Source organism: Faecalibacterium sp. BIOML-A1 (assembly GCF_009679715.1).
Lineage (GTDB): Bacteria > Bacillota > Clostridia > Oscillospirales > Ruminococcaceae > Faecalibacterium > Faecalibacterium taiwanense.
Genome location: NZ_WKZJ01000003.1, coordinates 289,563 through 308,129, shown reverse-complemented (window position 1 = coordinate 308,129; position 18,567 = coordinate 289,563). Strand labels below are relative to the sequence as shown.

Sequence of the window (18,567 nt, the reverse complement as noted above, 5' to 3'; positions counted from 1 at the left end):
GCTTGGCCGAGTTACAAATACAAATAAAAATTCCGCTGATTATGGCCAAAGCGAATGCGGCGGCCATTTAAAATCGTTAAATGAGGTAAACACTATGGCATTGGATGCCGCGACACTGGCCCTTACGGCAGCAGAGCTCAAAGCAACGCTGACCGACGCCAAGATCGCAAAACTATTTGAACCCACCCGTGATGAGCTGGTGCTCACCCTGCGCACCCGCACGGATACCTATGCGCTGCTGCTTTCGGCCCGCAGCGGTTCCGCCCGCGTGTGCCTGACCGAAGAAAGCTTTGAAAACCCGGAAACGCCGCCCTCCTTCTGTATGCTGATGCGCAAGCATCTCACCGGCGGCAGGCTGCTGGACGTGCACATGGAGCCGGGAGACCGCATCGTCTATTTTGATTTTCAGTGCACCAACGAGATGGGCGACCTTGTGCGCAACACCCTGTGTGCCGAATTGATGGGCCGCTACTCCAATCTGGTTCTGGTGCAGAACGGCAAGATCATTGACGCACTCAAGCGCGTGGATTTTGAGGACAGCGATGTGCGCCAGCTGCTGCCGGGCCTGCCCTACACCACGCCGCCCAAGCCTGCAAGACCGGACTTCCTGCTGGTGAGCAGTGCGTCCATCGTGGCAGCAGCCTGCCAGAGAGATCTGCCGGTGGCAGATGCCCTCAACAAGACCGTGGCCGGTGTTGGCCCGGTGGTCTGCCGCGAAGCTGCATGGCGTGCCTTTGACGGCGAACATCTGCCCGCCAATGAGCTGACCGAGGAACAGAAGCGCAAGCTTATGGCTGCCATCGACGAGCTGAAGGAAGAGCACGCAACCGGCGGTACGCCCTGCAGCGTCACCGACCCCAGCGGAAAGCCCATCGAGTATACCTTCTTCCGCCCGCAGCAGTACGGCGAAAAATATATTATAAAGGAGTGGCCCTCCTTCAACGCCATGCTGGAGGGCTACTACGCTGAGAAGGACCGCGCGGAACGCCTGCGCACCAAAAGCAAGGAGCTGCACAAGGCGGTGCACAATATGTACGAGCGCGCCGTGCGCAAGCAGGCCGCCCGTCAGGAAGAGCTTGCTGCCAGCGGCAAGAGCGAAAAGCTGCGTCTGTACGGTGAGCTGCTCTCGGCAAACCTCTATCTGGCCCAGAAGGGCATGAAGAGCATCACCGTGCCCAACTGGTACGACGAGGGCAAAGAGGTGACCATCCCGCTGGACCTGCGCTTCACCCCCAGCCAGAACGCTCAGAACTTCTTCAAAAACTATAAAAAGAAGCAAACCGCCGCCCGGATGCTGGTGGATCTGCTGGCAGAGGGTGAAAAGGAGATCGCCTATCTGGAAACGGTGCTCTACGAGGTGGAGTCCGCTTCCGGTGAAGCGGCCCTTAACGAGATCCGGGCAGAGCTGAAGAGTCAGGGCTACCTGAAATACTACAAGCAGCGGGATAAGCGCCAGAAGCCTGCAGATTTCCTGCGGTTCACTTCCACCGATGGCTTTGAGATCCTGGTGGGCCGCAACAACGCCCAGAACGACAAGCTCACCCTGCACACCGCCCGGGGCAAAGACCTGTGGTTCCATGTGCAGAAGGCCCCCGGCAGCCACGTTGTGGTCATGAGCCGGGGCGAGGAGATCCCGGACACCACCAAGCAGGAGGCCGCGGAGCTGGCAGTCATCTACTCCAGCACCTACAAGGCAGGCACCGGCGCCAAAGTGGCGGTGGACACCACCGAGGTGAAAAACATCTGGAAAGCCAGTGGTGCCAAACCCGGCATGGTGCTGTACGAGGTGTACACCACGGTCTACATCACGCCCCGGGATGAGCTGGCGGAACAGCTGAAGAAGAGATAAAAAACGAACTCCTTCAGGCGCTTACGCGCCAGCTCCCTCACGGAGGGAGCCCTTGGCAGTACGGAAAAGTTTCCCTCTTTGCCAAGGGCCCTCCCTTTGGGAGAGCTGTCACGAAGTGACTGAGAGGGTGAGGCCGCTTCCCTTTATATAATAGGTATAATCCGCAGCAAAACCGTCCATACTACCTCTGCAAAAGCGGGGCAGGGGAGTTTTCCACCGGCAGAAAAGCCTGCGGATTGTGCATCTTGCACAGAAAATGCGCTCTTTGACAAAACGGAGAAAATAAAAAAGAAAATTCGTTCTTTTTTCTAAAAAACACTTGCCAAATGCACGAGGGTGTGATAGAATAACTCTCGGCTGCAAAGGGCTTGTGCGATACAAGTCGTGCAGGCCAGCGATATGCGTAGATGCGGGAGGTTGTCATCCGGCGATAGCTGCGATGGGTTATTTCCGCGGAGTATGTCCGATCTTAGAACCGGGCGAAAGAATTACTGACAGCGATGGAATACGTTCCCTCGGCAGAGAAGTTACTCCTCTGCGAAACGGGCGGAACCAATGTTCGGATTTGATTTGCTAATATGTTTCCGGGAGAACTGCCATGCGGTTCACCGGTTTTTATAGTGCCAAATCGAGGAACACCCGGAACTGTGTAGAGCAATTTATCGGCTCGCCTAGGGCAAAATCAATTTTTTCAGGAGGCGTAAGCAATGGCAGTCAAAGAGAAAATCAGAATCCGTCTGCAGAGCTATGATGCTCAGCTGATCGATGCCGCAGCAGAGAAGATCGTGGAGACCGCAAAGCACACCGGTGCACGCGTGTCCGGCCCCATCCCCCTGCCCACCGATCGTGAGATCGTTACCGTTCTGCGCGCTACCCACAAGTACAAGGATAGCCGCGAGCAGTTCGAGAGCCGCACTCATAAGCGTCTGATCGACATTCTGAAGCCGTCCAACAAGACGGTCGAGGCTCTGATGAGCCTCCAGCTCCCCGCTGGCGTGGACATCGAGATCAAGCTGTAAAAGACACTCGATCAAATTCGATGCCCTCGTTTCCCGAGGGGTCATGTTGGCAGTGACGTGCGCTGCCAACCAATAACCTTTACAGGAGGAAAAGAAAATGGTTAAAGGCATTATCGGCAAGAAAGTCGGTATGACCCAGCTGTTCGACGCGAACGGCAAGGTCGTTCCCGTCACCGTCATCGAGGCTGGTCCCTGCACCGTCGTGCAGAAGAAGACCGTCGAGAGCGATGGCTACCAGGCTGTTCAGCTGGGCTTCGGCGAGGTTTCCGCCAAGAAGGTCAACAAGGCAGCTGCAGGCCACTTCAAGAAGGCAAACGTTGCCCCCAAGAAGACCCTGCGCGAGTTCCGTCTGGAAGATGTTTCCGCAATGAACGTTGGCGACGTGCTGAAGGCTGATGTCTTCGCAGAGGGCGACAAGGTGGACGTTGTGGGCGTTTCCAAGGGCAAGGGCTACCAGGGCGTTATCAAGCGCTACGGTCAGCACCGTCTGCGTGAGAGCCACGGCACCGGTCCTGTTGCTCGTCATGCAGGTTCTAACGGTTCCACTTCTACCCCTGCTCGCGTGTTCCCCGGCAAGCGCCTGCCCGGCCACATGGGCTTTGTGCGCGTCACCGTGCAGAACCTGACTGTTGTCAAGGTTGACACCGAGAACAATCTGATCGCTGTCAAGGGTGCGGTCCCCGGTTCCAAGGGCACCATCATCACTCTGGCCAACAGCGTGAAGGCGTAAGGAGGAAAGCTACAATGGCAAAGTTTAACGTAGTCGATATGAACGGTCAGCATGTTAGCGAGATCGAGCTTTCCGACGCCGTGTTCGGTATCACCCCGAACGAGAAGGCTGTCCACATTGCTGTGGTGAACTTCCTGGCCAACCAGCGTCAGGGCACCCAGAACACCAAGATCCGCATGGAAGTTTCCGGCGGCGGCAAGAAGCCCTGGCGTCAGAAGGGCACCGGCCACGCTCGTCAGGGTTCCATCCGTGCACCGCAGTGGACTCACGGCGGCGTCGCTCTGGGCCCCAAGCCCCGCAGCTACAACTACCACATCAACAACAAGGTCAAGCGCCTGGCTCTGCTGAGCGTGTTGTCCGACAAGGCTGCCAATGGCAACATGGTCGTTGTTGACAAGTTCGCTTGCGATGAGTACAAGACCAAGACCGTGGTTGCAATGCTGAACGCTGTTGGTGCCGGCAAGAAGAACCTGCTGGTCAACGAGACTGTCGATGCAAAGTTCGTCAAGAGCGCTGGCAACATTGCCGGTGTGAAGACCACCTTCGCAGGCAGCGTGAACACCTACGATGTGCTGAACGCCGACAAGCTGATCATCAGCGTCGACGCAGCTAAGAAGCTCGAGGAGGTGCTTGGCTAATGAAAACCGCACATGATATCATCCTGAAGCCGGTCATTACCGAGAACTCCATGGCTGGCATCGCTGACAAGAAGTACACCTTCAAGGTCGCTACCGATGCTACCAAGGTCGAGATCGCTCAGGCCGTTGAGGTCCTGTTCCCGGGCGCTAAGGTCGCAAAGGTCAACACCATCTCTGTGCGCGGCCGTTTCCGCCGCCAGGGCATGCACGCCGGTTACACCGCTGCATCCAAGAAGGCTATCGTGACCCTGACCAAGGACTCCAAGGAAATCGAGTTCTTCAACAGCATGGTCTAAGCCGAACCCGCCGAGGGTTCCTCTATGGGGATATGACCCCGATAATAATTCATAAGATAAACAAAGGAGAATAGCACTATGGCTATCAAGAAGTATGGCCCCACTACTCCGGGCCGCCGCGGCATGACCGTCACGGATTACAGCGTCCTGTCTAAGGTCGCTCCCGAGCGCAGCCTGCTGGAGCCCATGAAGAAGCACAGCGGCCGCAACAACACCGGTCGCATCACCGTCCGTCATCAGGGCGGCGGCAACCGCACCAAGTATCGTGTCATCGACTTCAAGCGTCAGAAGACCGATATGCCCGCTACCGTCAAGACTCTCGAGTACGATCCGAACCGCAGCGCATTCATCGCTCTGGTCGAGTACACCGATGGCGTCAAGAGCTACATCATTGCTCCCGATGGCCTGAAGGTGGGCGATGTGGTCATCAGCAGCAAGTCTGCCGACATCAAGCCCGGCAACTGCCTGCCCTTCGAGAACATCCCCGTCGGTACCATCATCCACAACATCGAGCTGTATCCCGGCCGCGGCGCTCAGCTGGTTCGTTCCGCTGGCAACATGGCTCAGCTGATGGCTAAGGAGAACGGCTACGCTCTGGTTCGTCTGCCCTCCGGTGAGATGCGCAACGTGCCCGTGAACTGCACCGCAGTCATCGGTCAGGTTTCCAACATCGACCACGAGAACGTCAACCTGGGCAAGGCTGGCCGCAAGCGCCACATGGGCGTTCGTCCCGGCAGCCGTGGTACCGTCATGAACCCCTGCGACCATCCCCACGGTGGTGGCGAGGGCCGCGCACCTGTTGGTCACTCCGGTCCTATGACTCCCTGGGGCAAGCCCGCTCTGGGTCTCAAGACTCGCAAGCATCATAAGCGCTCCGATAAGCTGATCGTGAAGCGTGCAGGTAAGTAAGAGAGGAGTTTAAGACAATGGGTAGAAGCATTAAAAAAGGACCTTTCGTCCAGGCTGCTCTTATGAAGCACGTTGAAGCGATGAACGCTTCCGGCAAGAAGCAGGTCATCAAGACCTGGAGCCGCGCCTCCACGATCTTCCCCGAATTCGTTGGTCACACCTTTGCCGTTCACGACGGCCGCAAGCATGTGCCTGTGTATGTGACTGAGGACATGGTTGGCCACAAGCTGGGTGAGTTCGTTCCCACCCGTACCTTCAAGGGCCACACTGGTAATTCTAAGTAATAGAGGGAGGAACACAACATGGAAGCTCGGGCAATTCTTCGTTATGCCCGCATTAGTCCTCGTAAGGTGTCTATCGTTATGGACCTGATCCGTAACAAGCCCCTGGACGAAGCGCTGGCAATCCTGCAGTACACCCCGAAGGCAGCTTGTGAGCCCCTTCTGAAGCTGGTGAAGTCTGCAGCCGCTAATGCGGAAAACAACTTCAATATGGACAAGAACAACCTCTACGTCGCCGAGTGCTACGTCTGCCCCGGCCCGACGCTGAAGCGCATGATGCCTCGTGCACAGGGCCGCGGCTACCGCATCCTGAAGCGCACCAGCCACATGACCGTTGTTCTGAAAGAGAAAGAGTAAGGAGGGAAAACAATGGGCCAGAAAGTAAATCCGCACGGCATTCGTGTCGGCGTTATTAAAGACTGGGACAGCCGCTGGTTTGCCTCCAAGAAGGATTTCAGCGATAACCTCGTCGAGGACCACAAGATCCGCACTGAGCTGAAGGCTCAGCTGAAGGATGCTGGTGTGCCCAAGATCGAGATCGAGCGTACTGTGGACCCGTCCACTTCCGCTCCTCGCGTAACTGTCAACATCTACTGCGCTAAGCCCGGCATGGTCATCGGCAAGGGCGGCGAAGAGCGCGTTGCTCTGCAGAACAAGCTGACCAAAGAGTATGGCAAGACTGTCATCGTCAACGTCATCGAGGTCAAGAGCGCTGCTACCAACGCTCAGCTGGTTGCTGAGGATATCGCTCGTCAGCTGGAGAACCGCGTGACCTTCCGTCGTGCCATGAAGCAGTGCATGCGCAATGCCATGAGCCCCCGCGATCGCGCAACCGTTCCCGCAAAGGGCATCAAGGCAATGTGCTCCGGCCGTCTGGGCGGCGCTGATATCGCTCGTACCGAGAGCTATCACGAGGGCACCATCCCCCTGCAGACCCTGCGTGCTGACATTGACTACGGCTTTGCAGAGGCTGCTACCACCTACGGCCGCATCGGCGTCAAGGTGTGGGTCTACAAGGGCGAAGTCCTGAAGAGCGCTAAGACCGCTCAGAAGAAGGAAGGAGGCAACAAGTAATGTTACTGCCTAAGCGTGTTAAGTACCGCCGCGTCCAGCGCGGCCGCATGACCGGCAAGGCTACCCGCGGCAACGTGGTGTGCCAGGGCCAGTACGGCCTTGTTGCTCTGGAGCCGGCATGGATCTCTTCCACCCAGATCGAGGCTGCTCGTGTTGCCATGACTCGTTACATCAAGCGTGGCGGCAAGGTGTGGATCAAGATCTTCCCCGATAAGCCCGTGACTGAAAAGCCCGCTGAGACCCGCATGGGTTCCGGTAAAGGCTCTCCCGAATACTGGGTCGCTGTTGTGAAGCCCGGCCGCGTTCTGTTCGAGCTGGCAGATGTCGATGAGGCAACTGCTCGTGAGGCACTGCGCCTGGCTATGCACAAGCTGCCCATCAAGTGCAAATTTGTTGTCCGTGAGGACTCCGTGAAGGAGGATGGCACCAATGAAGGCTAATGAACTCCGCGAAATGCAGACCGCAGAGCTGACCAGCAAGCTGGCAGACCTGAAGGCCGAGCTGTTTAACCTGCGCTTCCAGCATGCCATCAACCAGCTGGAGAACCCCGGCCGCATCGAAGCAGTCAAGAAGGACATCGCCCGCGTGATGACCGTTCTGGCTGAGAAGCAGTAAGGAGGTTAAACGATGGAAGAACGTAATCTGAGAAAGACCCGCGTCGGCGTCGTCGTGTCCGACAAGATGGATAAGACCATCGTGGTTGCCGTTAAGGATAGCGTGCAGCACCCCCTGTACAAGAAGATCCTGAAGCGTACCGCCAAGTTCAAGGCTCGTGATGAGCAGAACGAGTGCGGCATCGGTGACCGTGTTGAGATCATGGAGTGCCGCCCCCTGTCCAAGGATGTGCGCTGGCGCCTGGTCCGTATCGTTGAGAAGGCAAAGTAATTTGCCCGCTGCTTTGAACAGTTTGAAAGGAGATATCTGATATGGTTCAGATGCAAACTTATCTCAAAGTTGCCGACAACACCGGTGCCAAGGAGCTGATGTGCTTCCGCGTGCTGGGCGGCACCCGCAAGAGATACGCAAACATTGGTGACGTCGTGGTCTGCTCTGTCAAGAAGGCAGCCCCCGGCGGCTCCGTTAAGAAGGGCGACGTTGTGAAGGCTGTCATCGTGCGCAGCAAGCATGGCGTGCGCCGCGACGACGGCTCCTACATCCGTTTCGATGAGAACGCCGCCGTTATCGTTATGGCCGACAAGAGCCCCAAGGGTACCCGTATCTTTGGACCCGTTGCTCGCGAGCTGCGTGATGCCGGCTACACCAAGATCCTGAGCCTGGCTCCGGAATCGCTGTAAGGAGGTTTTAAAAATGAATAATCTTCATGTTAAAACCGGCGACAACGTTATGATCATCAGCGGCAAGGACAAGGGCCACACTGGTAAGGTCCTGCAGGTCAGCCCCTCTGAGAACAAGGTCATCGTTGAGGGCCAGAACATGGTTACCAAGCACGTCAAGCCTCGTCGTCAGGGCGAGCAGGGCGGCATCGTCAAGGCTGAGGGTGCTATGTACGCATCCAAGGTCATGCCCATCTGCCCCAAGTGCGGCAAGGCCGTGCGTGTGGGCCACGTCGAGAAGGACGGCAAGATGGTTCGCGTCTGCAAGAAGTGCGGCGCTGAGCTGTAAGAAAGGAGTAAGGAACAATGGCTCGTTTGAAAGAACAGTATGTCAATGAAATTGCTCCTGCTCTGAACTCCAAGTTCGGTTACAAGAGCGTTATGCAGATCCCCAAGCTGGACAAGGTCGTCATCAACGTTGCCTGCGGCGAAGCCAAGGACAACGAGAAGATCCTGGAAGCTGTCATGAAGGATCTGGGCCAGATCACTGGCCAGAAGGCAGTTGTGTGCCGTGCCAAGAAGAGCGTTGCTAACTTCAAGCTGCGCCAGGGCACTCCCATCGGCTGCAAGGTCACCCTGCGCGGTGAGCGTATGTATGAGTTCGTCGATCGCTTCTTCAACATCGCACTGCCCCGTGTCCGCGACTTCCGCGGCATCAACGGCAACGGTTTTGATGGCCGCGGCAACTTTGCATGCGGCATCAAGGAGCAGATCATCTTCCCCGAGATCGACTTCGAGAAGGTCGATGCAGTCCGCGGCATGGATGTCTGCTTTGTCACCACTGCCAAGACTGACGAAGAGGGCAAGGAGCTGCTGAAGGCTCTGGGCGCTCCGTTCGCAGAGAACAACTAAGGGAGGAGATTTCTACAATGGCTAAACTGTCTATGAAGCTGAAGCAGTCTCGTCCTGCTAAGTTCTCTACCCGTGCATACACCCGCTGCCGCATCTGCGGCCGTCCCCACTCCGTGCTGCGCAAGTACGGCGTGTGCCGTGTGTGCTTCCGTGAGCTGGCCTACAAGGGCGAGATCCCGGGCGTGAAGAAGGCTTCCTGGTAATCAAGCCAGAGGGCCGGATAATTTGTCGGATATCCGCCCCGGGGCAACGATGTTTCGGGGCGGTATCATTATAAAACAAACGAGAGCTAATCTAAGGAGGTTAGTGGCAAATGCAGATTACTGATCCTATCGCGGACCTGCTGACTCGCATCCGCAACGCTAGCACTGCCAAACACCCTTCTGTGGAGATCCCCGCTTCCAACATGAAGAAGGCTATCTGCCAGATTCTGGTTGACGAGGGCTACATCAAGGGCATGCAGGTCAAGAACGACACCGTTCAGGGCACCATCGTTGTCACCCTGAAGTATCAGGCTAACGGCGAGCCCGTTATCGCTGGTCTGCGCCGCGTGTCCAAGCCCGGCCTGCGCATCTACACCAACTGCGAGGATATGCCCAAGGTCATGAAGGGCCTGGGCACCGCAATCATTTCCACCTCTAAGGGCATCATGACTGATAAGGCTGCACGTGCTGCACACGTCGGCGGCGAAGTCCTGGCCTACGTGTGGTAAGAAAGGGGTAAAAGACAATGTCGAGAATTGGAAGAAAACCCATCGTCATTCCTGCCGGCGTTACTGTCACTGTCGATGAGGCAGCACATCACGTCGCCGTCAAGGGCCCCAAGGGCAGCCTGAATTCCAACTATCATCCCCTGATGACCGTCAAGGTCGAGGGCAATGAAGTTCTGGTTACCCGCCCCAATGACGAACCCCAGGCCCGCAGCCTGCACGGCCTGACCCGTACCAACATCGCCAACATGGTGAACGGTGTTGTGAACGGCTACGAGAAGAAGCTGGAGATCGTGGGCGTCGGCCTGCGCTGCCAGAAGCAGGGCTCCAACCTGGTCATGAACCTGGGCTTCTCTCATCAGGTGAACATTCCTGATACTGAGGACTGCACCATCGTGTGGCAGGATCCCAACCACTTCACCGTTACCGGTATTGACAAGCAGAAGGTCGGCCAGTATGCTGCCGAGATCCGCGCCAAGAAGCCGCCCGAGCCTTACAAGGGCAAGGGCATTCGCTACGAGGGCGAGGTTGTCAAGCACAAAGAAGGCAAGGCCGGCAAGGGCAAGAAATAAGGTAAGGAGTGAAAGACAATGGTTAAGCAGATCGACAAGAACGAAGCTCGTCTTCGTCGTCATCGCCGCGTTCGTAACAAGATCAGCGGCACCGCAGCACGTCCTCGCCTGGATGTTTTCCGCTCCGCCAAGCACATTTACGCTCAGATCATCGATGATGAGCAGGGCGTGACTCTGGTGTCGGCTTCTACTATGGACAAGGACTTCAACGGCAACGGCGGCAACGTCGAGGCCGCTGCTGAGATCGGCAAGAAGATCGCAGCAAAGGCTCTGGAAAAGGGCATCACCGAGGTCGTGTTCGACCGTGGTGGCTACGTTTATCATGGCCGTGTTAAGGCCCTGGCTGATGGCGCCCGTGAGGGCGGCCTGAAGCTGTAATGAGAGGAGGAAACACATTATGGCTATGAGAAACCGTGAAGACGACGGCATGATCACCAAGGTTGTCTCCATCAACCGCGTTTCCAAGACTGTCAAGGGCGGCCGCATCATGAAGTTTGCCGCTCTGGTTGTCGTGGGCGACGGCAAGGGCACCATTGGTTACGGCATCGGCAAGTCCGGCGAAGTGCCTGAGGCAATCCGCAAGGGCGAAGCTGCTGCTAAGAAGAACATGCACAAGGTTGCCCTGAAGGGCACCACCATCCCCCACGAGATCGTCGGCAAGTACGGCGCAGGCGCCGTTCTGCTCAAGCCGGCTGCACCTGGTACCGGTATGATCGCCGGCGGCCCTGTGCGTGCCGTCATTGAGGCTGCTGGCATCAAGGACATTCGTGCGAAGTCTATGCGTTCCAACAACCCCATCAACGTTGTTTCTGCTACCTTCGCAGGTCTGTGCGGCCTGGTCAGCGCTGAGTCTGTCGCTGAGAAGCGCGGCAAGACCGTGAAAGAAATTCTGGGTTAAGGAGGTAACAAACCATGGCAGATAAGATGCTCAAGATCGAGCTGAAGAAGAGCCTGATTGGCCGCGGCGCTAAGCAGATCGCTACCGCTGAGGCTCTGGGCCTGAAGAAGCCGGGCGACGTTACCGTTCAGCCTGACAATGCCGCTACGCAGGGCAAGATCGCAAAGATCGGCTTTATGCTCAGCGTCACCGAAGCCTAATAGCAGGGGGTATACGCATAATGAAACTTCATGAATTGCACGCGATTCCCGGCGCAAACAAGGCTGTGACCCGCAAGGGCCGCGGCATTGGCTCCGGCAATGGCAAGACTGCCGGCTTCGGCAGCAAGGGCCAGAAGGCCCGTTCCGGCGTGAAGCACGCTGGTTTCGAGGGCGGCCAGATGCCTCTGGCACGCCGCCTGCCCAAGGTTGGCTTTAACAACATCTTTGCTACCCAGTACGCCATCGTCAACGTGGCTGATCTGGAAGCTGCTTTCAATGCCGGCGATGTCGTCGATACCGAGGCTCTGAAGGCAAAGGGTCTGGTCAAGAAGACTCTGGACGGCGTTAAGGTTCTGGGCAACGGCGAGCTGACCAAGGCTCTGACCGTGAAGGCCGCAGCCTATTCCGCTTCTGCCAAAGAGAAAATCGAGAAGGCAGGCGGAAAGGCTGAGGTGATGTAAGGTGTTCCAGACATTCCGTAACGCATGGAAGATCCCCGAGCTTAAAAATCGTCTCCTGTTCACGCTGGCGATCCTCGTGGTGTACCGTCTGGGCTGTGCCATCCCCGTTCCGTTCGTTTCCGGCTCTGCGCTGACGCAGATGTTCGCAAACGGCGACATGCTCTCCTATCTGAACATGATGAGCGGTGGTGCTCTGGCCCGTTGCACGCTCTTCGCGTTAGGTGTGACACCCTATATCAACGCCTCCATTATTGTGCAGCTGCTCACCGTGGCAATTCCCGCGCTGGAAAATCTGGCAAAGGAAGCCGACGGCCAGCAGAAGCTGCAGCAGATCAACCGGTACGCAGGTGCTGTGGTCGCTCTGATCATGAGCATCGGCTACTACTTCGTGATCCGCAATATGGGCGCACTGAAGTACGTTTCCGGCGGTGCCGGCATCTTTGCCGCCATCGTCATCATCGCAACCTTTGTGGCCGGCGCACAGCTGATCACATGGTGCGGTGAGCAGATCGATGACAAGGGCATCGGCAACGGTGTCTCGCTCATCATCTTTGCTTCGATCGTCTCCAACTGGTCTTCGCTGTACACCTCTGTCAAGGGTCTGCTGACTCAGGCAGCGTCCGGCAAGCCCCAGTACTACTTCTTCCTGCCGCTGCTGATCGTGCTGGCACTGGTGGCTGTGGTCTTCGTGGTCGTCATGACCAACGCAGAGCGCCGCATCACCATTCAGTACGCAAAGCGCGTGGTAGGCCGCAAGCAGATGGGCGGTCAGAACAGCTATCTGCCCCTGAAGCTGAACATGAGCGGCGTTATGCCCATCATCTTCGCTTCGGCTCTGGTGTCCATCCCGGGCACCATCGGCAGCTTCCTGCAGATCGACCAGCAGGCACACCCGGTGTGGTATGCATTCTTCCACACCTTCAACTACACCTCCTGGCTGTACGTTGTGATTTACCTGCTGCTGATTCTGGCATTCAACTACTTCTATGTGGCCATCCAGTACAACCCCGTTGAGATCGCCAACAATCTGCGCCGCAACAACGGCTCGATCCCCGGCTTCCGTCCCGGCAAGCCGACCAGCGATTTCATCACCCGCACCCTGAACAAGATCACCCTCATCGGTGCCATCTTCCTGGCTGCGGTGGCTGTGCTGCCGATCATTCTGGGCAACCTGACCGGTATGAGCATCCAGCTGGGCGGTACCAGCCTGCTGATCGTGGTCGGTGTGGCACTTGATACCACCCGCAGCCTCGACAGCTTCATGACGATGCGCAACCACAAGGGCTTCCTTGGTTGATCCACAATAATTAAGATGTGAGAAAGCACTGGAAAGGAGAGTACGCTCGAACTTTTCAGTGCTTTTTTACTTTTTTGGAGTTTACATCCTCTAGCAAAGGAAAGGAATGATCCTATGAATCTGATCCTGTTGGGCGCACCTGGTGCTGGTAAGGGCACTCAGGCCGAGATCATCTGCGCCAAGCTGAACATCCCCTCCATCAGCACCGGCAACATTCTGCGCGCTGCTGTCAAGGAAGGCACCGAGATGGGCCTGAAGGCAAAGAGCTTTATGGACGCTGGCGCTCTGGTGCCCGATGAGGTCATCATCGGCATCCTGAAAGAGCGTCTGGCTCAGCCGGACTGCGCAAACGGCTTTATCCTGGACGGTGTGCCCCGCACCATCGCTCAGGCCGAGGCCATCGAGACCATGGGCATCCGCATCGACAAGGTGCTGGAGCTGCAGGTCGAGGACAATGTGATCGTTGACCGCATGAGCGGCCGCCGCGTCTGCGAGAAGTGCGGCGCAAGCTACCACATCGTCAACAAGAAGAGCAAGGTCGAGGGTGTATGCGACCTGTGCGGCGGCAAGACCGTCATCCGCAAGGACGACCAGCCTGCCACCGTGCTGGATCGTCTGAAAGCATATCATGAGCAGACCGAGCCTCTGGTGGAGTTCTACCGTACCCGCGGCAAGCTGGCAGAGATCAAGTTCTGCCCCTCCATCGAGGAGACCACGGCTGAAGTCATGAAAGCTTTGGAGGCATAATCGTGATTCAGATCAAAAATGCGAAAGAGCTGGACGGCATGCGCAAGGCAAATGCCCTGAGCGCAGCTGCCCTGAAGTACGGCGGTGAGCATATCGAAGCAGGTATGACCACATGGGAATTGGATAAGCTGATCTACGACTTCATCGTGAAGCACGGCGGCACCCCTAATTTCAAGGGTCTGTATGGCTTTCCGGGCACGGCCTGTATCAGCCTGAACGATACCATCATCCATGGTATCCCTTCGCATGACATCGTCATTCGTCCCGGTGATATCGTCAGCATCGACACCGGTGCAAAGATCGACGGCTTCAACGGCGACAATGCCTGCACCTATGCGGTGGGCAAGGTCGATCTGGAAGCACAGCGCCTGCTGGATGTGACCAAGGCTGCTCTGTATAAGGGCATCGAGCAGGCTGTGGCCGGCAACCGCATCGGCGACATTGGCTATGCCGTGCAGAGCTACTGCGAGGATGCCGGTTTCTCGGTCGTCCGCGAGTTCGTGGGCCACGGCACCGGCCGTGAGCTGCACGAGGACCCGGAAGTGCCCAACTACGGCCATCAGGGCCGCGGCCCGCGCCTTGTGCCCGGCATGACCATTGCCATTGAGCCCATGATCTGCCAGTACGACTGCAAGATCACCCAGTCCAAGGACGGCTGGACCGTCAAGACCAAGGACGGTGGTCTGGCTGCGCACTTTGAGCACTCCAATGCGATCCTGAAGGATCACACTGAGATCATGACCCGCTTCTGGGATGACCCGGATTTTGACCCGGAAAAGTTCAGCCTGAAGTAAGCTGATCCCTGAAATATGAGAAGCGCCGCCTGTGAAGAGCAGAAATGCTCCGCCGCAGGCGGCGTTTTTGCAGGGACAGACCTGCTGTTTGTGCAATTATGACAACTTTTGGTGAAAAAGTTTCATCTTTGCGGTGGAGAAAAACCAAGACCGGGGAGAGAAAGGACAGCTTTTGAATTTCGAGAATTTTTTATCGGAAATACGGAAAAAAGCTCTTGCAAATTGACAACAAAAGGTGTATAATCTATAAATGGCTGTGGAAGCCAGATACTTCCTCGGCGGACAGGGATTTTCTGCCCGTTTTGCGGATTTTGTGCCGCGAAAGATGAAGTATGTGGCGATCATCGCCGCCTGTCCGTCTGTGGACCGGCACTGGAACTGGAGAACGCTGAAGCGGCAAGCTGCGGTCAAACGGGCGCAGGCACGTGAAAACCGCGGCGCTTTCAGGGTTCCAAGGCAAAGGCACCGGTTCAGGTTCAACGACAAACTGAGCAGATCCAATGAGGAGGCAAATAGCTTGTCTAAGGAAGACGTTATCGAGATCGAAGGCATTGTGCGTGAAGCCATGCCCAACGCCATCTTTAAGGTGGAAATGTTGAGCGAGGATAAGAACACCGGGAAGCTCACTCCCAGCGGTCACATCCTCTTAGCGCACATCTCCGGCAAGCTGCGGACCAATTTCATCCGTATCCTGCCCGGGGACAAGGTTACCGTGGAAATGTCGCCCTATGATCTTTCTAAGGGCCGCATCACCTGGCGCTCCAAATAAGCACCAGGGTATCAACCAAAAGGAGGTTCAACATCATGAAGGTCAAGCCTTCCGTGAAACCCATCTGCGAAAAGTGCAAGGTCATCCGCCGCAAAGGCCGCGTGATGGTCATCTGCCAGAACCCCAAGCATAAGCAGCGCCAGGGCTAATTCGGGCGCCTGGGGGTCAAGTGCGTAGAGTCCCGGCGCAGACCCCGACACTGACATGGGATGATTTTTGGAGGAAACTACTATGGCACGTATTGCCGGCGTTGACCTGCCCCGCGAGAAGCGCGTTCAGGTGGGTCTCACCTACGTTTATGGTATCGGCCAGACCACTGCTAACAAGATCCTGGAAGCAACTGGCATCAACCCCGATACCCGCGTCAAGGACCTGACTCTGGAAGAAGAGGCTAAGATCCGTGACTACATCGATCAGGCTAACATCATCGTTGAAGGCGACCTGCGCCGCAACGTTGCTCTGGACATCAAGCGCCTGGTTGAGATCCAGTCCTTCCGTGGCACCCGCCATCGCAAGAATCTGCCCTGCCGCGGCCAGCGTACCAAGACCAATGCACGTACCTGCAAGGGTCCCAAGCGCACTGTCGCTAACAAGAAGAAGTAAGGAGGATTTGAGAAATGGCAAGTGCAAATAATGCCAAGAAGGGCGCTAATGTCCGCATGAAGCGCAAAGAGCGCAAGAACATTGCTGCTGGTCAGGCTCATATCCAGTCTACCTTCAACAATACTGTTGTCACCATCACCGACCTGCAGGGTAATGCAGTGTCTTGGTGCTCCTCCGGCTCCCTGAACTTCCGCGGCAGCCGTAAGAGCACTCCGTTCGCAGCCCAGTCTGCTGCTGAGACCGCAGCCAAGGTTGCTATCGAGCATGGCATGAAGACCGTTGAGGTCTACGTCAAGGGCCCCGGCGCTGGCCGTGAGTCCGCTATTCGTGCGCTGCAGGCTACCGGCCTGGAAGTCACCCTGATCAAGGACGTGACTCCCATCCCCCACAATGGCTGCCGTCCCCCGAAGCGCCGTCGTGTCTGATCGAAGGAGGAAATTGAATTATGGCAAAGAATACGCAGCCTATCGCAAAGCGTTGCAAGGCCCTGGGCATTTCTCCTGCGGTCATGGGCTATGCAAAGAAGAATACCACCCGCAACTCCAATGGCAACATGCGCAAGAAGCAGTCTGAGTACGCATCTCAGCTGAAGGAGAAGCAGAAGGTCAAGTTTATCTACGGCGTTCTGGAAAAGCAGTTCCACAATGCTTACCTGCGTGCTGAGGCCCGCCCCGGCAAGACTGGTGAGAACCTGCTGCAGATCATGGAGTGCCGTCTGGACAACGTCGTGTTCCGTCTGGGCTTTGCTCAGACCCGCCGCGACGCTCGTCAGCTGGTGTCCCACGCTCACTTCACCGTCAACGGCAAGAAGGTCAACATTCCTTCTTACCAGGTGAAGGCTGGCGACGTGATCGAAGTGCGCGAGTCCAGCCGCAGCTCTGCAAAGTTTGCAAAGCTGACCGGCCCCGAGGCTCCCGTTGTTGCTCTGCCCGCATGGCTGAACCGTGAGACCGGTTCTCTGAAGGGTGTTGTCGCAAAGCTGCCCGAGCGCAGCGATATCGACTACGAAGTCGCAGAGCACCTCATCGTCGAGCTGTACTCCAAGTAATCCATTAAGAAGGCTGGGCCTTCCCCATGGACGGCTCACTTTCGCATTCTTTTCTTTGAAAGAATTTAATAATGGGCCGGCGGCAGCGCCGGTTTGACAAGGAGGGCATAGATATGATGGAGATTGAACGTCCCAAAATCGAAACGGCAAGCCTGTCCCCGGACGGCCGCTACGGCAAATTCGTGGCAGAACCGCTGGAGCGTGGCTTTGGCATCACACTGGGCAATAGCCTGCGTCGTGTGCTTCTTTCCTCTCTGCCCGGTGTCGCCGTGACCAGCGTCAAGATTGATGGCGTGGTTCACGAGTTCTCCACCATTGAGGGCGTCAAGGAAGACGTTACCGAAATTGTCCTGAACCTGAAGGGTATTGCTGCAAAGCTGTACACCGATGGTCCGAAGACAGTGCGTGTTGAGGCAGTCGGCCCCTGTGAGGTCACCGCTGACAACATCAAGCAGGGCGACGACATCGAAATTCTGAACCCTGAGTGGCACATCGCAACCCTGGGCGAGGGCGGCAAGCTCGTCATGGAGCTGACCTTCGATAAGGGCCGCGGCTATGTGCCCGCAGAGCGCAACAAACAGGCTATCATCGAGAAGAACGATATCAACACTCTTCCCGTTGACAGCATTTACACCCCTGTGCTCAAGGTGAACTACAACGTCGAGAGCACCCGTGTTGGCCAGGCGATCGATTATGACAAGCTGACCATTGAGGTTTGGACCGATGGCACGATCAATGCGCAGGAAGCCGTTTCTCTGGCTGCCCGTGTGCTGACCGAGCACCTGAACCTGTTCGTCAACCTGTCCGATGAGGCAGCCGGCGCTGAGATCATGGTGGAGAAGACCAACGACGACAAGGAAAAGGCTCTGGAAATGACCATTGAAGAGCTGGATCTGAGCGTGCGTTCCTTCAACTGCCTGAAGCGCGCAGGCATCAACACGGTGGAAGATCTGGTCAGCAAGAGCGAGGACGAGATGATGAAGGTCCGCAACCTCGGTCGCAAGAGCCTGGAAGAGGTCATGGCAAAGCTGGATTCTCTGGGCTTCAAGCTGAACACGGATGACGATAACTAAAAATAATTAAGGAGTGAAACGGGATGCCCGGTACCAGAAAGCTCGGTAGAACCAGCGACAGCCGCAACGCTATGATGCGCGCTATGGTTACCTACCTGTTAGAGAATGGCAAGATTGAGACCACTGTCACTCGCGCTAAGGACGTTCGTTCCATGGCCGAGAAGATGATCAGCCTTGGCAAGGCAAGCGACCTGCACACCAAGCGTCAGGTTTATGCCTACATCACCAAGGAAGATGTTGCAAAGAAGCTGTTTGATGAGATCAGCCCCAAGTACGCTGACCGCAACGGCGGCTACACCCGCATCATCAAGATCGGCGCTCGCCGCGGCGACGCAGCTGAGATGGCAGTTCTGGAGCTCGTCTGATCTGCTCTGACTGTTTGATACAGTGTTCAAAAGCCCTTTCCCAGCAATG

Annotated in this window: 32 protein-coding genes; all 32 read left to right on the top strand. The window is 56.7% G+C overall.

Annotation, left to right across the window (positions count from 1 at the left end; all coding sequences use genetic code 11):
• The first annotated feature begins 94 nt into the window (after positions 1-94).
• Positions 95-1,849 carry an NFACT RNA binding domain-containing protein gene (locus tag GKG36_RS05760; RefSeq protein ID WP_154259612.1) on the top strand — a complete coding sequence of 585 codons (1,755 nt, stop codon included), beginning with the start codon at positions 95-97 and terminating at the stop codon, positions 1,847-1,849.
• 707 nt (positions 1,850-2,556) lie between these two features.
• Complete coding sequence (rpsJ, locus tag GKG36_RS05755; RefSeq protein ID WP_005934923.1) at positions 2,557-2,868, top strand: 30S ribosomal protein S10; 312 nt, start codon at positions 2,557-2,559, stop codon at positions 2,866-2,868.
• A 97-nt stretch (positions 2,869-2,965) separates the two neighbouring features.
• A complete protein-coding gene (gene rplC, locus GKG36_RS05750; protein WP_005938036.1) occupies positions 2,966-3,598 on the top strand; it encodes a 50S ribosomal protein L3 in 633 nt (210 codons plus the stop codon).
• A gap of 14 nt (positions 3,599-3,612) precedes the next feature.
• On the top strand, positions 3,613-4,236 hold the full coding sequence (rplD, locus tag GKG36_RS05745; protein ID WP_005938033.1) for a 50S ribosomal protein L4: 624 nt from the start codon (positions 3,613-3,615) through the stop codon (positions 4,234-4,236).
• Positions 4,236-4,532 carry a 50S ribosomal protein L23 gene (gene rplW / locus GKG36_RS05740; RefSeq protein WP_005938030.1) on the top strand — a complete coding sequence of 99 codons (297 nt, stop codon included), beginning with the start codon at positions 4,236-4,238 and terminating at the stop codon, positions 4,530-4,532. Before rplD ends, rplW begins: the two co-directional genes overlap by 1 nt.
• 78 nt (positions 4,533-4,610) lie before the next feature.
• A complete protein-coding gene (gene rplB, locus GKG36_RS05735; protein WP_005938027.1) occupies positions 4,611-5,441 on the top strand; it encodes a 50S ribosomal protein L2 in 831 nt (276 codons plus the stop codon).
• A gap of 17 nt (positions 5,442-5,458) precedes the next feature.
• A complete protein-coding gene (gene rpsS, locus GKG36_RS05730) occupies positions 5,459-5,725 on the top strand; it encodes a 30S ribosomal protein S19 (RefSeq protein WP_005921883.1) in 267 nt (88 codons plus the stop codon).
• A gap of 18 nt (positions 5,726-5,743) precedes the next feature.
• The gene (gene rplV / locus GKG36_RS05725) at positions 5,744-6,079 is read left to right on the top strand and encodes a 50S ribosomal protein L22 (protein ID WP_005921882.1); all 336 of its coding nucleotides are present in this window, start codon (positions 5,744-5,746) and stop codon (positions 6,077-6,079) included.
• 12 nt (positions 6,080-6,091) lie between these two features.
• Positions 6,092-6,796 (top strand): 30S ribosomal protein S3, encoded by a 705-nt coding sequence (gene rpsC / locus GKG36_RS05720; protein ID WP_005938023.1) that lies wholly within the window; start codon positions 6,092-6,094, stop codon positions 6,794-6,796.
• Positions 6,796-7,236: a 50S ribosomal protein L16 gene (rplP, locus tag GKG36_RS05715; RefSeq protein ID WP_005938020.1), complete on the top strand. Its 441-nt coding sequence runs from the start codon at positions 6,796-6,798 to the stop codon at positions 7,234-7,236. Before rpsC ends, rplP begins: the two co-directional genes overlap by 1 nt.
• On the top strand, positions 7,226-7,411 hold the full coding sequence (gene rpmC / locus GKG36_RS05710) for a 50S ribosomal protein L29 (protein WP_005921879.1): 186 nt from the start codon (positions 7,226-7,228) through the stop codon (positions 7,409-7,411). Before rplP ends, rpmC begins: the two co-directional genes overlap by 11 nt.
• A 12-nt stretch (positions 7,412-7,423) precedes the next feature.
• On the top strand, positions 7,424-7,681 hold the full coding sequence (gene rpsQ / locus GKG36_RS05705; protein WP_005938017.1) for a 30S ribosomal protein S17: 258 nt from the start codon (positions 7,424-7,426) through the stop codon (positions 7,679-7,681).
• A 41-nt stretch (positions 7,682-7,722) separates the two neighbouring features.
• A complete protein-coding gene (rplN, locus tag GKG36_RS05700) occupies positions 7,723-8,091 on the top strand; it encodes a 50S ribosomal protein L14 (RefSeq protein ID WP_005938014.1) in 369 nt (122 codons plus the stop codon).
• Between the two features lie 13 nt (positions 8,092-8,104).
• A complete protein-coding gene (gene rplX, locus GKG36_RS05695) occupies positions 8,105-8,419 on the top strand; it encodes a 50S ribosomal protein L24 (RefSeq protein ID WP_005934911.1) in 315 nt (104 codons plus the stop codon).
• Between the two features lie 17 nt (positions 8,420-8,436).
• Positions 8,437-8,982 (top strand): 50S ribosomal protein L5, encoded by a 546-nt coding sequence (gene rplE, locus GKG36_RS05690; RefSeq protein WP_005938011.1) that lies wholly within the window; start codon positions 8,437-8,439, stop codon positions 8,980-8,982.
• A 17-nt stretch (positions 8,983-8,999) separates the two neighbouring features.
• Entirely contained in the window at positions 9,000-9,185 is a 186-nt protein-coding gene (locus GKG36_RS05685; RefSeq protein WP_005921866.1) for a type Z 30S ribosomal protein S14, read from the top strand.
• Between the two features lie 110 nt (positions 9,186-9,295).
• Positions 9,296-9,694, top strand: a complete 399-nt coding sequence (gene rpsH / locus GKG36_RS05680; RefSeq protein ID WP_005938007.1) for a 30S ribosomal protein S8 — start codon at positions 9,296-9,298, stop codon at positions 9,692-9,694.
• 17 nt (positions 9,695-9,711) lie between these two features.
• Entirely contained in the window at positions 9,712-10,263 is a 552-nt protein-coding gene (gene rplF / locus GKG36_RS05675) for a 50S ribosomal protein L6 (protein ID WP_005938003.1), read from the top strand.
• An 18-nt stretch (positions 10,264-10,281) separates the two neighbouring features.
• Positions 10,282-10,641, top strand: a complete 360-nt coding sequence (gene rplR, locus GKG36_RS05670; protein WP_005938000.1) for a 50S ribosomal protein L18 — start codon at positions 10,282-10,284, stop codon at positions 10,639-10,641.
• A 19-nt stretch (positions 10,642-10,660) separates the two neighbouring features.
• On the top strand, positions 10,661-11,161 hold the full coding sequence (rpsE, locus tag GKG36_RS05665; protein ID WP_005937997.1) for a 30S ribosomal protein S5: 501 nt from the start codon (positions 10,661-10,663) through the stop codon (positions 11,159-11,161).
• A gap of 14 nt (positions 11,162-11,175) precedes the next feature.
• On the top strand, positions 11,176-11,361 hold the full coding sequence (gene rpmD, locus GKG36_RS05660; RefSeq protein WP_005934904.1) for a 50S ribosomal protein L30: 186 nt from the start codon (positions 11,176-11,178) through the stop codon (positions 11,359-11,361).
• A 20-nt stretch (positions 11,362-11,381) separates the two neighbouring features.
• Positions 11,382-11,822, top strand: a complete 441-nt coding sequence (gene rplO / locus GKG36_RS05655; RefSeq protein WP_005934902.1) for a 50S ribosomal protein L15 — start codon at positions 11,382-11,384, stop codon at positions 11,820-11,822.
• A 1-nt stretch (position 11,823) separates the two neighbouring features.
• Entirely contained in the window at positions 11,824-13,119 is a 1,296-nt protein-coding gene (gene secY, locus GKG36_RS05650) for a preprotein translocase subunit SecY (protein WP_005937994.1), read from the top strand.
• 114 nt (positions 13,120-13,233) lie between these two features.
• Positions 13,234-13,866 carry an adenylate kinase gene (locus GKG36_RS05645; RefSeq protein WP_005937991.1) on the top strand — a complete coding sequence of 211 codons (633 nt, stop codon included), beginning with the start codon at positions 13,234-13,236 and terminating at the stop codon, positions 13,864-13,866.
• 2 nt (positions 13,867-13,868) lie between these two features.
• On the top strand, positions 13,869-14,660 hold the full coding sequence (gene map, locus GKG36_RS05640; RefSeq protein ID WP_097777145.1) for a type I methionyl aminopeptidase: 792 nt from the start codon (positions 13,869-13,871) through the stop codon (positions 14,658-14,660).
• Positions 14,661-15,177: 517 nt separating this feature from the next.
• Positions 15,178-15,429, top strand: coding sequence for a translation initiation factor IF-1 (gene infA / locus GKG36_RS05635; protein ID WP_005937979.1), 252 nt, complete (start codon positions 15,178-15,180; stop codon positions 15,427-15,429).
• A 35-nt stretch (positions 15,430-15,464) separates the two neighbouring features.
• A complete protein-coding gene (rpmJ, locus tag GKG36_RS05630) occupies positions 15,465-15,578 on the top strand; it encodes a 50S ribosomal protein L36 (protein ID WP_005921832.1) in 114 nt (37 codons plus the stop codon).
• Positions 15,579-15,660: 82 nt separating this feature from the next.
• Positions 15,661-16,032, top strand: coding sequence for a 30S ribosomal protein S13 (gene rpsM / locus GKG36_RS05625; protein WP_005937976.1), 372 nt, complete (start codon positions 15,661-15,663; stop codon positions 16,030-16,032).
• Positions 16,033-16,046: 14 nt separating this feature from the next.
• The gene (gene rpsK, locus GKG36_RS05620) at positions 16,047-16,457 is read left to right on the top strand and encodes a 30S ribosomal protein S11 (RefSeq protein WP_005934894.1); all 411 of its coding nucleotides are present in this window, start codon (positions 16,047-16,049) and stop codon (positions 16,455-16,457) included.
• Between the two features lie 20 nt (positions 16,458-16,477).
• Entirely contained in the window at positions 16,478-17,080 is a 603-nt protein-coding gene (gene rpsD, locus GKG36_RS05615; protein ID WP_005937973.1) for a 30S ribosomal protein S4, read from the top strand.
• Positions 17,081-17,193: 113 nt separating this feature from the next.
• Entirely contained in the window at positions 17,194-18,153 is a 960-nt protein-coding gene (locus GKG36_RS05610; RefSeq protein WP_044953267.1) for a DNA-directed RNA polymerase subunit alpha, read from the top strand.
• A 23-nt stretch (positions 18,154-18,176) separates the two neighbouring features.
• The gene (gene rplQ, locus GKG36_RS05605; protein ID WP_005921819.1) at positions 18,177-18,518 is read left to right on the top strand and encodes a 50S ribosomal protein L17; all 342 of its coding nucleotides are present in this window, start codon (positions 18,177-18,179) and stop codon (positions 18,516-18,518) included.
• Positions 18,519-18,567 lie beyond the last annotated feature (49 nt).